This is a genomic window from Rhodococcus sp. IEGM 1372 (genome assembly GCF_030056835.1).
Lineage (GTDB): Bacteria > Actinomycetota > Actinomycetes > Mycobacteriales > Mycobacteriaceae > Rhodococcoides.
The window spans coordinates 1-14,006 of sequence record NZ_JASHKS010000005.1 but is presented as its reverse complement, the minus strand read 5'-3'; the positions used below and the strand labels follow the sequence as shown (position 1 = coordinate 14,006).

Below are 14,006 nucleotides of genomic sequence, written 5' to 3'. Positions count from 1 at the left end.
GCACCTACAGTTGTCGCCGTGATCGACAATCGGTTCCTGGCATGACGAATCCGCCATCGCTCAGCCGTCGACTCGGGCTGTTCGACGCCATCGCCATCGGTGTCGGTTCGATGGTCGGAGCCGGGGTGTTCGCCGCGTTCGCCCCCGCATCGGCCGTCGCGGGCACGGGTCTGCTGATCGGTCTCGGCATCGCCGCGGTCGTCGCGTTCTGCAACGCAACATCGTCGGCGCAGCTCGCCGCGCAGTATCCGACATCGGGCGGAACGTACATCTACGGCCGAGTGCGGCTCGGCGAGTGGCCCGGCTTCCTGGCGGGGTGGAGCTTCGTCATAGGCAAGACCGCCAGTTCCGCAGCCATGGCGCTGGTGTTCGCGGCCTACGTCGCACCTGCCGGGTACACGAAAGTCGTTGCTGTTCTGGCCATCGTTGCGTTGACGGCAGTGAACTACTTCGGGATCACCCGTACGGCCGTGCTGACGAAGATTCTGGTCGCCGCCGTGCTCACCGTGCTCGTCGTGGGTGTCGTCCTGGGACTGACGGGCTCGATCGAGCCGAACGTCGCCGGGCTCGGCTCGTTCACCGACAGTGGATGGTACGGAATTCTGCAGTCGGCCGGTCTGTTGTTCTTCGCCTTCGCCGGCTACGCGCGCATCGCCACCCTGGGTGAAGAGGTCGTCCGGCCCGAGCGCACCATTCCGCGCGCCATCGTCTCCGCCCTGGGTATCGCACTACTGGTCTATGCGGTGATTGCACTTACCCTGTTGTCGGTACTGGGCCCCGACTCACTCGCGTCGTCGTCGGCTCCTCTGGTCGATCTGGTTGTGGCATCGGGACATTCGTGGGCGTCACCGCTGATGCGCATCGGCGCAGCGCTGGCCGCGCTGGGTGCCCTCCTCGCGCTGATCGCAGGCATCGGCCGCACGTCGCTGGCAATGGCCCGCCACGACGACCTGCCGTCGTACTTGACCGCGGTGCATCCGCGCTATTCGGTTCCGCATCGTGCCGAAATCACTCTGGCAGTGATCGTCTGCGTCCTCGTTCTCGTCGTCGATCTGCGGAACGCCATCAGCTTCTCGTCGTTCGGGGTGTTGCTGTACTACCTGGTCGCGAACCTGAGCGCTTATACCCAGGACCCCGAGAACCGGCGGTACCCGAAGGTTCTGCAGATCGTCGGCAGTATCGGATGCGTCGTCCTGATTGCCACGCTGCCCGCCACCTCCATCGCCGTCGGAACCGTCGTGGTCGTGCTCGGTGTCGCCTACCGGCTGATCCGCGTTCGGCGACTGTTCACTTGACGGCTGGTTCGATGAACGTCAATATAGACGCATGTCGAACCAAGACCGGTCGTCCGTCGACGGCGAGTGCTGCTCGCCGCTGATCCACGAACCCCTGACCGAGGATTGGGCCGGAGATCTGGCCCGGATGTTCAAGGCACTGGGAGATCCAGTCCGCCTGCGTCTGCTCAGCCTCGTTGCCAGCCATGCAGGCGGCGAAGCGTGTGTCTGCGATATCTCCCCCACATTCGACTTGTCGCAGCCCACCATCTCCCATCACCTCAAGGTGTTGCGCGAGGCGGGGCTGCTCGACTGCGAACGACGCGGCACCTGGGTCTACTACTCGGTCGTTCCCGCTGCGCTGCAGCAACTGTCGGCAGTGCTGAACGCTGCAGAGTCAACGGAGGTCATGGTATGAGTACGACGACCGATACTGCCGTAGTCGGCAAGCTCTCCACCCTCGACCGGTTCCTGCCCGTATGGATCGGTGTGGCCATGGTCGTCGGCCTGATCCTCGGACGCATGATCCCCGGGCTGAACGACGCATTGTCGTCCATCTCCATCGACGGCGTGTCGCTCCCGATCGCCATCGGCCTGCTGATCATGATGTACCCGGTGCTGGCCAAGGTGCGCTACGACCGCCTCGACACCGTCACCGGAGACAAGCGCCTGCTGATCGGGTCGCTGGTCCTCAACTGGATCCTCGGCCCGGCCCTGATGTTCGCTCTCGCATGGCTTTTCCTGCCGGATCTGCCCGAGTACCGCACCGGGCTCATCATCGTCGGACTCGCGCGCTGCATCGCGATGGTCATCATCTGGAACGACCTCGCCTGCGGCGACCGAGAGGCCGCCGCGGTTCTGGTGGCGATCAACTCGGTGTTCCAGGTCTTCATGTTCGCGATCCTCGGATGGTTCTACCTCTCCGTCCTTCCCGGCTGGCTCGGGTTGGAACAGACGACCATCGAAGCCTCGCCCTGGCAGATCGCGAAATCGGTGCTCATCTTCCTCGGAATCCCGCTGATTGCGGGATTCGCCTCGCGCTTCTTCGGTGAACGCGCCAAGGGCCGCGAGTGGTACGAGGAGAAGTTCATCCCCAGGATCGCCCCGTGGGCGCTCTACGGCCTGCTGTTCACCATCGTCATTCTCTTTGCGCTGCAGGGTGATCAGATCACGTCGCAGCCGTTCGACGTGGTGCGTATCGCGCTGCCTCTGCTGGTGTACTTCGCGGTGATGTGGGGCGGCGGCTACGCCCTCGGTGCCGCGATGGGTCTGGGCTACGAGCGCACCACCACCCTCGCGTTCACCGCTGCAGGCAACAATTTCGAGCTCGCCATCGCCGTCGCGATCGCGACCTACGGCGCGACATCCGGGCAGGCACTCGCCGGAGTCGTCGGGCCACTCATCGAGGTGCCGGTACTGGTCGGCCTCGTCTACGTCTCGCTCGCACTGCGTAAACGCTTCGCCCCCAGTACGTCCGCGACCACAGTGACAAAGGAGTCCTGATGTCCGACACACCCAGTGTTCTGTTCGTCTGCGTCCACAACGCCGGTCGATCTCAGATGGCCGCCGGTTTTCTGTCCCACCTCGCCGGCGACACAGTCGAAGTGCGTTCTGCCGGTAGCGCACCCGCAGAGACCATCAATTCCGCGGCGGTCGAGGCCATGGCCGAGGTCGGCATCGACATCTCGTCGCAGTCTCCGAAGATCCTGACACCCGAGGCCGTCGAGACATCCGACGTCGTCATCACCATGGGCTGCGGCGACGCCTGCCCGGTGTTCCCCGGAGTGAGTTACCGCGATTGGGCACTGGCCGATCCGGCGGGCAAAGGCGTCGAGGCGGTGCGGCCGATTCGCGACGAGATCAGAGGCCGAATCGAGGACCTGATCGCCGAACTGGTTCCAGCGAAGCAGGGTTCGGCGTCATGACGACACCCAGCGTGTTGTTCGTCTGCGTCAAGAACGGCGGCAAGTCTCAGATGGCCGCCGGTCTGATGCGCAAGGCGGCGGGCGATTCGGTGGAGGTGCACTCGGCCGGAACGAAACCGGGTGGCGCCGTCAACGCGCTGTCGGCCGAGTCTCTTCGCGAAGTCGGCGTCGACCTGTCGGGCGAAGCACCCAAGCCGATCGATCCCGATCTGCTCGCCCGCATGGACTACGTCGTCACCCTCGGCAGCGAGGCACACGTGGAACCAGTGGACGGTCCGACGTTCGAGAACTGGAACACCGACGAGCCGTCCGAGCGCGGTATCGACGGCATCGAACGCATGCGTCTTGTCCGTGACGATATTGCCGCTCGCGTCGAGGAACTCGCATCTCGCATGCGCGGTACCGACGCTTGACTCGAATGAAGTACGACGTGGTGGTGATCGGCGGCGGTCAGGCAGGACTGGCCGCCGGCTACTACCTGCGACGAGCCGGGCTCGACTTCGTCGTTCTCGACGACCAGACGCATGCCGGAGGGTCCTGGCAGGACTACTGGCCGTCGCTGCACCTGTTCTCACCGGCGGAGTACTCGAGACTTCCCGGCTGGCCGATGCCTCCGTGGCACAACGGTTTCCCACCCGCGTCTCATGTGGTCGACTACTTGCGAGCATACGAGAAGAAATACGAACTGCCGGTGCACCGGCCCGTCCGGGTGACGGCCGTGCATCGGGTCCCGGGCGGCTACCGAGTCGACACAGATGGTGAGTCGTACACCGCCACAGCAGTCGTCAACGCGACGGGAACATGGTCTCGGCCCTTCTGGCCGAGCTACCCGGGCATGCGTGAATTCGGTGGGGCCCAACTGCATGCCGCCGACTACCGCACACCGGACCGATTCGCAGGCAAGAGAGTAGGAATCGTCGGCGGCGGAAACTCGGCTGCTCAAATACTTGCCGAGATCTCCACCGTCGCCGATACCTACTGGTACACCAGCCGTGAGCCGAAATTCCTGCCCGACGACGTCGACGGCCGCGTGCTGTTCGATGTCGCCAGCGACCGCGCCCGAGCGCTGGCAGCGGGTGACACCGATACCGGCGGGGTCGCAGGCTTGGGCGACATCGTCATGGTCCCGCCGGTGCAGGAGGCCAGGGATCGCGGAGTCCTGCAGGCCCGGCCGATGTTCACGGCGATCACAACCTTCGGCGTGACGGACGGACACACGACCGAGAAACTGGATGCGATCGTCTGGTGCACCGGCTTTCGGCCCGCACTGCGGCATCTGCAACCGCTGCACCTGCACACCGACGGACCTCGGATCACGTTGGAAGACAATCACATTGACGGTGAGCCGACCCTGATGTTCCTGGGGTACGGCGACTGGACCGGACCGGCATCGGCAACGCTCATCGGCGTCGGCCGTACCGCACGCGCAGCAGTGAACACTCTCGCTCGACGAGGAAAGGTAGATCAGTCATGAACGAATACCCCGTAGTAGTGATCGGCGCAGGCCCCATCGGTCTCGCCGCCGCAGCACATCTCACCGAAACCGGCTCTGCCGTGGTCGTTCTCGAACGCGGGCCGTCCGCAGGCGCGGCAGTGTCCGAATGGAACCACGTGCGATTGTTCTCCCCGTGGTCCGAGGTCGTGGATCCTGCTGCCGCACGGTTGCTCGAGCCGACCGGCTGGACTGCACCGGACGGCGACACCTACGCCACCGGTCGCGAATGGGTGGAGCGGTACCTCGCACCCCTCGCCGCTGTCCTCGGAGACGCTGTTCGAGTCGATTCCGAAGTGGTCGGCGTAGCCCGCCGCGGCCGCGACCGCGTCGTCGACGCCGGCCGCGACACCGAGCCGCTGTCGGTGCACATCCGGCATTCCGACGGCAGCGAGGAACGTGTTCTCGCCCGCGCGGTCGTCGACGCGTCGGGCACCTGGGGATCGCCCAATCCACTGGGTAGCGAAGGGCTTGCGGCCATCGGCGAGAAGTTCTCCGCCGACAGAATCGACTACCGGGTCCCCGATCTGACCGATCCGGCGATTCGCGCCCAGTTCGCGGGCAAGCACACGGTCATCGCAGGCAGCGGCCACTCCGCCCTGACCGCCATCATCACCTTCGCCGAACTCGCTGCAGAAGAACCGGGAACGACGCTCACCTGGGCCGTGCGCCGAGGCGTCACCGCAGACGTGTTCGGCGGCGGCGAAGCCGACGAACTCGCCGCCCGCGGCGCGCTGGGGCAACGCGCCAAGAAAGCCGTCGACGACGGCTTCCTCACCGTGCAATCCGGATTCCGCACCGAAACCGTTGCGGTCGAGGGTGATCGGATGACCCTCGTCGGCGATACCGGCGCTCGCATCGGAAATGTCGATCGCGTGGTCGCGCTCACCGGCTTCCGGCCGGATCTGTCGTGGCTGTCCGAGGTTCGCCTCGATCTCGATCCCACCCTGCAGGCACCCAAGTTCGTCGCCGAATTGGTGGACCCCAACATGCATTCGTGCGGATCGGTGTCACCGCACGGAGTCGAAGAACTCACCCAACCCGAGCCCGGCTTCTACCTGGTGGGTATGAAGAGCTACGGCCGCGCGCCGACGTTCCTCGCAATGACCGGATACGAGCAGGTTCGCAGCATCGCAGCCGAACTCGCCGGCGACCACGAGGGCGCACGAAAGGTCGAGCTGACGCTGCCCGACACCGGTGTCTGCGGCGGCGCGGGCCTGTTCGACGAGCCCGACGCCCCGTCGACCGGCGGTTGCTGCGGTGCCCCTGCTGCGCCGGAGTTGATCACTCTCGGCGCACCGTCGCGTGACTGACTCTGCGGCAGTGGATTCGGCGTTGCCCCTGGAAATTTCGCACCCGGGGCGACGCCGAATCCTGTCGGTTCTGTGCGTCACGGAGATCACCAGTTGGGGAATTCTGTACTACGCCTTCCCCGTTCTGTCGCCTGCGATCTCCGCGGATACCGGATGGTCGACGACGTCGATCGTGGCCGCGTTCTCGATCAGCCAGTTCGTTGCAGCATTGGTCGGAGTTCCCGTCGGTCGCATCCTGGACCGCCGCGGACCGCGCTGGGTGATGAGCGCAGGGTCGATTCTCGCGATACCCGCGCTGGTTCTCATCGCGACGTCCCCGACACTTCCGCTGTTCTTTCTCGGATGGTTCGTGGCCGGTATCGCCATGGGGGCGGTGCTGTATCCCCCTGCCTTCGCGGCACTGACACGGTGGTGGGGCACCGACCGCGTCCGAGCCCTGATGATCCTCACTCTGGCCGCGGGACTGGCCAGTACGGTCTTCGCTCCGCTGACCGCGATCCTGTCGAGCCACTCCGATTGGCGTCGAACGTATCTCGTACTCGCAGTCGTCCTACTGGTCGTCACCGTTCCCGCGCACTCGATCGGGTTGCGCGGACAGTGGCCGTCGACGGGTGAGTCCGCGCACGCGCGAGCAGTACCTACTGCTGCACAGACCGTCCGTAGTCGTCCGTTCGTCATGCTCACCGCAGCCATGAGCGTCACCGGCTTCGTCGCGTTCGCCGGAATCTTCAATCTGGTTCCGCTGCTGATCGAACACGGTGCCGATACCGCCCTCGCGGCAACGGCTCTCGGTCTCGGCGGAGCCGGGCAGGTGCTCGGCCGCATCGGTTACCTTCCGTTGCAACGCTTCGCCGGTACCCGAACCAGGACCGTAGGGATCATCGCCGCAACTGCCCTGTCGACCATCCTGCTCGGCGTCGCCAGCTCGGTCGTGGCGCTGATTGCCGTCGCGATCGGTGCCGGACTCGCGCGCGGACTGTTCACACTCGTCCAGGCCACCGCCATCACCGATCGCTGGGGTCCGAGCCAGTACGGGCATCTGAGCGGCATCATGTCTGCGCCGATCGTCATCGCGATGGCCTCGGCCCCCTGGGCCGGTGCCGTGCTCGCCGAATGGACCGGAAGCTACTCGGGTGCGTACGTGATTCTCGGCTTGCTGGCGCTGACCGCCGTCGGGCTGGCTGCGCTGAGCATGCCGACCACCGTCCGTCAGCCGAAGGCCTGATACCCCAGCCACCCGGCGAGACCGAGCCCCAGAATCCCGACGCCGACGCGCAGGATGATCGGCGAGATCACCTTGACCGTCGGTGGCCCGCAGGCACCGCCGACGAAACATCCGATGGCCAGCGCAAGCGCCGCCCACCAGTGCACCTGACCGAAGAACGAAAAGATGATCGCCGCAATCAGATTGGCGATGCCCAGGAAGAAGCTCTTCAGAACGCTTGCGCGCCAGAAGGTATCCGAAGTGCAGATCAACGCCAACGCCAGGAAGATGACGCCTGCCCCGGCCCCGAAGTAGCCGCCGTAGATCGCCACGGCGAACAGGGCCAGCGGATAGAGCGTCGGAAACTCTCTGCCGCCGGACAGCTTTCGAATACTCGGCTGCAGCAGGAGCGCAATGGCTGCCATCGCCACCAGGAACGGTACGACCACCTCGAACGAACCGTCCGGCGTATTGAGCAACAGAACTGCACCGGTGGTACCGCCGAGAGCCGAGTAGATCGCGTACCGAACCAGCTGCTTTCCGTCCTTGGCGAGCTCGGCCGAGGAACTCGCCGTCGCCCCGACACCGGCCGCGACCAATGCGACCGTGTTCGTCACGTTCGCAGACACCGCAGGCAGACCCACCGCAAGCAACGCAGGGTAGGAGACCAGCGATGCGAGCCCGGTGACGAACCCGATGAGCCCGGCGAAGAACCCGGCCACCACCAGGAGTCCGAAATCGAGCACAGTCACCGAATAAAACTACCGTGCCTAACGATCGACCCACATCCCTGGTCATTTCGCAGGCTCCACTCCTGCCCTACTCGACGGGGTTCGCCATCTCCTGCAGCAACCGGCTCGTCATGCGCACTGCCTGATCCCCGCCGTCCGCGTCCTCGATGTAGACCGCAAACGCGACATCACCACTGGTGGCGAGCACGAAGCGATCGTCGCCACTTTCCCCGGCGAATCCCTGCACCCCGTCGAACGTGTCGAGACCGCTACTGCGTGACGAGTCGGCAAGGATGTCGCGCAACCGATTTGCCGCATCCGACCCGAGTGCCTGGGACTCACGATTGGCGACCGCGGTCTGGCCGGCGACGATCGTCGGAGTCGGAGCGCTGCCCCGTGAGATCGCGGCCGCCATCTGTGCGAGACCGAACGGAGTCACCGTCGCCTCGTCACCGGAGGCGGTCGACACGGCCCTGATGCCGTCGATCGCGCTGCGACTGTCGGCGGGAGTTCCGGTGTAGGCGTCGAGGCCGGGCATCGAGTAGCTGATACCGAGACCCAGTGCCGCAGCTGCATCCTCGGCGCTGTCGTCACCGCGATCGGACTGTGCCGCCGCGACCAACTCCGACGCGGTGCCGGCCGGGTAGGAGCCCCCGAACACCACGTCGCCCTGCTCGTTCGCGTAACTGTTCTGTGCCGCAGCGAGAATCGCACCGGTCGAGGTGGACAGAGCGACGATCGACGCCGACGACCCCGCCATGACCACCGCATTCTCGGCGGCGAGTTGAACACGCGGATCGAGCGTTGCGTGCAGGTCAGGACCACCAGGACCCTGGAAACCGACACGGCGCTCACCGACTCCGTCGACGGTGTAGGTGTCGACGGCCCAGCCTGCGGTGGCGTCGCGTCCTTCCTGCCATGCGCTTCGCAACGAGTCGAGCACGGGTGAGGTGATCCGACGGTCGTCGACGATCAGCTTGGGTTGCGGAGAAACCACCACACCCGGCACGGCGCGCAGGTCGTCTTCGAGGACGGCGAAATCGTCGTCACGCAGGGTCACTGCGGTGATCGGTGCACCGCCGGACGAGTTCAACTCGGCCAGCATCGATTCGGAGGTGATGAGCGGTGCGACGACATCGATGACGTCTGCGAGTTGCGCGGTGGACGCCGCCGGATCGCTCGTCTGCGCAGGGTCGAGGGAGATGGCGTTGATGGTTCGCTCGCTCATCAGCACGTTGCTCGCGGCGTCGAAGATCAGCGGCGGGGCAGCGTCGGTCCGGGTGTATCGAACCGATCCGCCCGAGGTGAGGTCCGGAACGAGAGTGGCCGGGTCCCACGCGATGCGCCAACCGACGCTGAGCTTCTTGGTCGAGCCCTGAGCGCTGTACTTCCAGTCCTTGCCCTCACCGAAATTCCACGCCGACGCGAGAGTGAAGTAGCCACTCTCTTCGGAGAGGTCCATGTACTGGGTCAGGTCGAAATCCCCGGTGGACGTGCCGTCGGCCGACAAGCCGTCGAACATCTGGTTCAGCGCGGCCGTCGCGGCGTTCGGATAAGTCGTCATCGCGGCAGCGGCAGCGACGTCTCGGTTGTCCAGGGCGTCGACGAATTTGGAGACCAGCACCTCGGCCTCGCTCGGTGGGCGATCGACCATCCAGAACGCTGCCGAGACCGTCAACGTCGCCGATGCCGCAACGGCGACGAAGTAGCGACCGCGGACCTTGCGCGGGCCACGACGGGCACGACTCATAGAACTCATGAGTCACAATATTCACTGTAGTCACACGAGTAACAAGCACGGGATTCATACGAGCCGGTCACGATTGGGATACGCCGTGGTCGGTTCCGGACCTGGACTAGCGCAGAAAACGACCCGCAGCCTCGATGGCCGGGGTCGAACTGCCTGCGTCGTTCACGAACACCGCGAACGCGAGATCACCGGAGATACCGACGAACCAGCCGTGCGCTCCCTCGTTGTTCGCACCGAATTCGGCGGTGCCGGTCTTGCCGAGCAACCCGGGGATGTCGTTCAGCGCCGTGGCCGTGCCGCCGGTGATCGTCTCGCGCATCATGGCTTTGATCTGCTCGGTGACCTGGGGGTTCACCGCTGCCGGCTGCATGTTTCCCACTCCCGGCCCACTGGGGACCACCGTCGGTGGGAGCAATCCGTTGTTCGCGATCGACGACGCGACCAGCGCCATTCCGAACGGCGACGCGGTCACCTGCCCCTGGCCGATGGCGGATTCGACCCGCTGCGCCGGGGTGTCGGCGGACGGCACCGAACCGGTGACGGTCGTCAGACCGGGGGTGACGTAGTCGACGCCGAGGCCGTACTGCGCTGCCGCGTCGGTCAGCCCGTTCGGTGGGAGTGCCACGCCCAGGCGGCCCATCGTCGTGTTGCAGGACCTGGCGAAAGCGGTGTGCAGCGGCACGTTGCCGAGATCGAAGTTGTCGTCGTTCGGGATCTGCCGACCCTCGATGTTCTCGGTCGCCGGGCACGGCAGCACGGTATCGGGGGTGACTGCACCGGACTGCAGTGCAGCCGAGGTGGTCACCGTCTTGAAGGTCGACCCCGGCGGGTACAGACCGGTGAGGGCGATCGGACCCTCGGCGTCCGCGGCGGCGTTCTGCGCCACGGCGAGAACCGCACCCGTCGACGGCCGAAGCGCCACGATGGCCGCCTGCTGCGGCAGCGACGAGAGAGCATTCTCGGCTTTGAGCTGCAGTGCCGAATCCAGGGTGGTCGCGATGTCGTCTCCCGTTGCGGCGTCGCGGCCGGCAAGCGGGGTGATGGAGCCGTCCGCGGCAACGGCCTGCACAGCCCATCCACGATTGGCGGCCTGCTCCTGCTCCCACAGCGTCGTCAGGTCGTTGAGGACCGGCGAAACGAGATTCCGGTCGGTGGCGAGCAGCCGCGTCTGCGGAGCCAGGGTGACCCCGGGGACGGCCGCGAGCTGAGCACCGATGGGGTCGATATCGGACTGACGAAGGGTGACGATCGTCGCTGAGTTACCTTGCGCGCCGGCAACAGTCGCTGCCACCGATTCGGCCGTGACACCCGGAACAACGGAGCCGACGAGATTCGCGACCGCTGCCGGATCGGCCGTCGCATCGGCGTTGACGAGGTTCACCACCTGCTGCGACATCAACTCGACGCCGTTGCCGTCGAAGATGCGCGGTGCGACGAGCGCATCGGTGGGAGTGAAACGCACCGACGAGTCGGCGGTCAGGCCCGGAACCAACATCGCCGGATCCCAGGTGATCTTCCAGCCCTGCTCGGTCTCGGCCGCTGTCGCAGAGGTGGTGTAGTTCCACTCCTTCGGTTCGCCGTCGGGTTCGGCGGTGCCGTCGGTGGTCGTCGAGAAGCGCCAGCCGGCATTCAACGTGAACGTGCCCGCATCCTCGTTGGCGTCGACGGCCTCGAAATCGGGAGTGGCCGTCACTGTTCCGCCGGCCGACAACCCGTCGTACAGCTCGGTGAGCGCTGCCGTCGCGCCTGCCGGGTCGGTGGTCAACGCGGCGGCCTGATCGATGTTCGAGCTGTTCACCGCCTCCGCGAACTGCTCGGCGACAGTCTGCGGCTGATCCGGCCCACTCTGCCCGCAGGCGGCGAGAACCAGTGCCAGGACGGACACGATCGCGGCCAGAGTCGTCGGTCTTCTCGAAGTGCGCACGAGGTCGATCATGCCCCAGCGCATCCGCGAAACACCGATGGCACGATCTCGAAATGAGGTGTAATTATGTAATCAGTCTTACAACACCCACCGAGGAGTCCCCATGAAACCCAACGGACGCTCGTTCGGTCGCCCCGGCGGCTGGCAGCACGCAGACATTCCGGATGCCACCGATGCAGCCGATTGGTTCGGTGGCCGACTCCCGGACACCTGGTTCGACGGTGCCGCCTCGGTCGAGGTCGACCGAGAGGAAATCGTCGTCGTCGGAACATTGCCCGTGGAGCAGGACAGTTCATCCGCAGCCACCGAGGGCCGCATCGCGCGATTCCGTGAAACCACCCGGGGCGACCGCATGCAGATCGCTGACGAGGCGGAGAAGCGATACGGCCGCAAGGTCGCGTGGGGTGTTCGGACCGGATCCGAGGTGGTCCTGTTCACCCACCTCGCCGTCCCGGTCATGACACGCCTGCGTCAGCCCGAGCGTCGCGTCCTGGACACTCTCGTCGACGCCGGCGTCGCCCGCTCCCGGGCCGACGCTCTGGCCTGGGCCGTGAAACTCGTCGGCGAGCACACCCAGGAGTGGCTCGACGAACTGCGGGGCGCCATGACGACGGTCGACGAACTACGCAAGAGGGGCCCGTCGGTCTAATTCGCTTGCGTGCCCTTCGGGTTCGGGGCTAAGGTGGTCTTCGCCTTGTCGCCCACAGATTCGGAGAGGCCATTGCTCTTCCAAAGGTTCTAGACGCCTGCAGATCCATCGCACGCACACCTTTGGAGCATCCATGCCTCATTCATCCTCCCTCTCTGTCTCGAATCTGACGTTTGCCTGGCCCGACGGGGACTCCGTGTTCGACGCCATGTCGGCCGTCTTCCCAAGCGGCACAACAGGTCTGATCGGTTCCAACGGTGCCGGCAAGTCGACCCTGCTGAGATTGTTCGTCGGGGAGTTGACGCCGCAGCGCGGTTCGATCTCGATTCCCGGCGTGTTGGGCCATCTACGCCAGGACGTCACACTTGACCCCGATCTATCCGTGGATCGGGTGCTGGCCATCGAGTCGGTGCGAAAAGCATTGCATCGCATAGAATCCGGCTCCTCCACCGAGGACGACTTCGCAATCGTCGGATCGGCGTGGGACGTCGAGGAACGCGCTCTGGCACTGCTGAACAAACTCGGCCTCGGCAGCATCGTCGGCTCTGTGGGCGACCTGGATCGCCGCGTCGGCACCCTGTCGGGCGGCGAGACGACGCTGCTGGCACTCACCGCACAATTGCTCGCCCAACCCGACGTACTGCTACTGGACGAGCCGACCAACAATCTCGATCAGGTTGCGCGAGAACGGTTGTACACGGCAGTCGACGGCTACCCGGGTGTGCTGATCGTGTGCACTCACGACCTCGAGTTGCTCGAACGCGTGGAGACCATCGCCGAGGTGCGAGCAGAGCGCAGCGGAGTGTCGCGGCTGCGCATGTTCGGCGGCAACTACCAGCACTACCGCTCGGTCGTCGACGCGGAACAGCAGGCGGCACGGGCAACGATCCGCGATGCGAAGAACGATGTCCGCAAGCAGGAACGCGAATTGATCGACACCCGAATCAAACTCGACCGACGCCTGCGCTTCGGCAAGAAGATGGAAGAACAGAAGCGCGTGCCGCCGATCCTCGCGGGCCGACGCAAGCGGGCGGCCCAGGAATCGGCAGGCAAACTCCACGGAACCCACAGCGACCGCGTCGACGACGCCCGATCGTCCCTGTCGGCCGCCGAGGATCTCCTGCGCGACGACCGCGAAATACGCGTCGACCTCCCGGCGACGAAAGTCCACGCGGGACAGGTGGTTCTTGCGCACGAGGACCTGCGCATCGTGGGCCCTGAGCGCATCGCACTGATCGGACCGAACGGCAGCGGCAAGACCACGCTGCTGCGGGCCCTGGACGCCACCGGGGCAGAGGTGCCGTGGAAGTATCTGCCGCAGCGACTCGACGTCTTCGACGAATCCCGCACCGTCGCCGAGAACATTGCCGACGTCGCTCCGCACGCCACGGCCGAACAGATCCGCGGCCAACTCGCCCGCTTCCTGTTCCGCGGATCCGACGCCGACGCCGTCGTCGCCACCCTCTCCGGTGGCGAACGACTGCGGGCCGCACTGGCCCGAATACTGCTGGCCGAGCCTGCTCCGAAACTACTGATCCTCGACGAGCCAACCAACAACCTCGACATCACCAGTCGACAGCACCTCATCGACGCGCTCGACACATTCGAAGGTGCACTGATCATCGCCAGCCACGATCGACCGTTCCTCGACGCCATCGGACCCACCCACACCGTCGACCTCACCCCGACCGGGACTGTCTGAATAACGGTTGATCCGGTCCTTGGTTCGACACGCCGAGCTCAG

13 protein-coding genes are annotated in these 14,006 nt (G+C 65.5%); 10 read left to right on the top strand and 3 right to left on the bottom strand.

Going from position 1 to position 14,006, the window contains the following annotated elements:
• Window positions 1–41: 41 nt before the first annotated feature.
• The 8 genes from QM590_RS08030 to QM590_RS07995 are packed head-to-tail and all read left to right on the top strand — an operon-like array spanning window position 42 to window position 7,229.
• A complete protein-coding gene (locus tag QM590_RS08030) occupies window positions 42–1,295 on the top strand; it encodes an APC family permease (RefSeq protein ID WP_269594471.1) in 1,254 nt (417 codons plus the stop codon).
• Between the two features lie 31 nt (window positions 1,296–1,326).
• A complete protein-coding gene (locus tag QM590_RS08025) occupies window positions 1,327–1,692 on the top strand; it encodes an ArsR/SmtB family transcription factor (RefSeq protein ID WP_269594470.1) in 366 nt (121 codons plus the stop codon).
• Window positions 1,689–2,777 carry an ACR3 family arsenite efflux transporter gene (arsB, locus tag QM590_RS08020; protein WP_269594469.1) on the top strand — a complete coding sequence of 363 codons (1,089 nt, stop codon included), beginning with the start codon at window positions 1,689–1,691 and terminating at the stop codon, window positions 2,775–2,777. Before QM590_RS08025 ends, arsB begins: the two co-directional genes overlap by 4 nt.
• On the top strand, window positions 2,777–3,199 hold the full coding sequence (locus QM590_RS08015; RefSeq protein WP_149406960.1) for an arsenate reductase ArsC: 423 nt from the start codon (window positions 2,777–2,779) through the stop codon (window positions 3,197–3,199). Before arsB ends, QM590_RS08015 begins: the two co-directional genes overlap by 1 nt.
• A complete protein-coding gene (locus QM590_RS08010; RefSeq protein WP_269594468.1) occupies window positions 3,196–3,612 on the top strand; it encodes an arsenate-mycothiol transferase ArsC in 417 nt (138 codons plus the stop codon). Before QM590_RS08015 ends, QM590_RS08010 begins: the two co-directional genes overlap by 4 nt.
• Window positions 3,613–3,617: 5 nt before the next feature.
• Window positions 3,618–4,673 carry an ArsO family NAD(P)H-dependent flavin-containing monooxygenase gene (locus QM590_RS08005; protein ID WP_269594467.1) on the top strand — a complete coding sequence of 352 codons (1,056 nt, stop codon included), beginning with the start codon at window positions 3,618–3,620 and terminating at the stop codon, window positions 4,671–4,673.
• Window positions 4,670–6,004: an FAD-dependent oxidoreductase gene (locus QM590_RS08000; protein ID WP_269594466.1), complete on the top strand. Its 1,335-nt coding sequence runs from the start codon at window positions 4,670–4,672 to the stop codon at window positions 6,002–6,004. Before QM590_RS08005 ends, QM590_RS08000 begins: the two co-directional genes overlap by 4 nt.
• Window positions 5,997–7,229, top strand: a complete 1,233-nt coding sequence (locus tag QM590_RS07995; protein WP_269594465.1) for an MFS transporter — start codon at window positions 5,997–5,999, stop codon at window positions 7,227–7,229. Before QM590_RS08000 ends, QM590_RS07995 begins: the two co-directional genes overlap by 8 nt.
• Here QM590_RS07995 and QM590_RS07990 read toward each other — a convergent pair.
• The 3 genes from QM590_RS07990 to QM590_RS07980 all read right to left on the bottom strand — a co-directional run bounded on the left by QM590_RS07990 (window position 7,214) and on the right by QM590_RS07980 (window position 11,625).
• A complete protein-coding gene (locus QM590_RS07990; RefSeq protein WP_068049019.1) occupies window positions 7,214–7,960 on the bottom strand; it encodes a sulfite exporter TauE/SafE family protein in 747 nt (248 codons plus the stop codon). The two genes, QM590_RS07995 and QM590_RS07990, sit on opposite strands and share 16 nt — an antisense overlap.
• A gap of 67 nt (window positions 7,961–8,027) precedes the next feature.
• Window positions 8,028–9,689 carry an NTF2-like N-terminal transpeptidase domain-containing protein gene (locus QM590_RS07985; RefSeq protein ID WP_269594576.1) on the bottom strand — a complete coding sequence of 554 codons (1,662 nt, stop codon included), beginning with the start codon at window positions 9,687–9,689 and terminating at the stop codon, window positions 8,028–8,030.
• Between the two features lie 106 nt (window positions 9,690–9,795).
• Window positions 9,796–11,625, bottom strand: coding sequence for a penicillin-binding transpeptidase domain-containing protein (locus QM590_RS07980; RefSeq protein ID WP_269594464.1), 1,830 nt, complete (start codon window positions 11,623–11,625; stop codon window positions 9,796–9,798).
• A gap of 91 nt (window positions 11,626–11,716) precedes the next feature.
• On the opposite strand from QM590_RS07980, the gene abmR reads away from it, so the two are divergent.
• A complete protein-coding gene (gene abmR, locus QM590_RS07975; RefSeq protein ID WP_269594463.1) occupies window positions 11,717–12,262 on the top strand; it encodes an ATP-binding transcription factor AbmR in 546 nt (181 codons plus the stop codon).
• Between the two features lie 133 nt (window positions 12,263–12,395).
• A complete protein-coding gene (locus tag QM590_RS07970; RefSeq protein WP_269594462.1) occupies window positions 12,396–13,964 on the top strand; it encodes an ABC-F family ATP-binding cassette domain-containing protein in 1,569 nt (522 codons plus the stop codon).
• Window positions 13,965–14,006: the final 42 nt, after the last annotated feature.

Bases quoted from the DNA above. Each gene is read 5' to 3' on its own strand.
- QM590_RS07970 (WP_269594462.1), top strand. From the start codon at position 12,396: ATGCCTCATTCATCCTCCCTCTCTGTCTCGAATCTGACGTTTGCCTGG.
- QM590_RS07985 (WP_269594576.1), bottom strand. From the start codon at position 9,689: ATGAGTCGTGCCCGTCGTGGCCCGCGCAAGGTCCGCGGTCGCTACTTC.
- QM590_RS08015 (WP_149406960.1), top strand. From the start codon at position 2,777: ATGTCCGACACACCCAGTGTTCTGTTCGTCTGCGTCCACAACGCCGGT.
- QM590_RS08030 (WP_269594471.1), top strand. From the start codon at position 42: ATGACGAATCCGCCATCGCTCAGCCGTCGACTCGGGCTGTTCGACGCC.
- QM590_RS07980 (WP_269594464.1), bottom strand. From the start codon at position 11,625: ATGATCGACCTCGTGCGCACTTCGAGAAGACCGACGACTCTGGCCGCG.
- abmR (WP_269594463.1), top strand. From the start codon at position 11,717: ATGAAACCCAACGGACGCTCGTTCGGTCGCCCCGGCGGCTGGCAGCAC.
- QM590_RS08025 (WP_269594470.1), top strand. From the start codon at position 1,327: ATGTCGAACCAAGACCGGTCGTCCGTCGACGGCGAGTGCTGCTCGCCG.
- arsB (WP_269594469.1), top strand. From the start codon at position 1,689: ATGAGTACGACGACCGATACTGCCGTAGTCGGCAAGCTCTCCACCCTC.
- QM590_RS08005 (WP_269594467.1), top strand. From the start codon at position 3,618: ATGAAGTACGACGTGGTGGTGATCGGCGGCGGTCAGGCAGGACTGGCC.
- QM590_RS08000 (WP_269594466.1), top strand. From the start codon at position 4,670: ATGAACGAATACCCCGTAGTAGTGATCGGCGCAGGCCCCATCGGTCTC.
- QM590_RS08010 (WP_269594468.1), top strand. From the start codon at position 3,196: ATGACGACACCCAGCGTGTTGTTCGTCTGCGTCAAGAACGGCGGCAAG.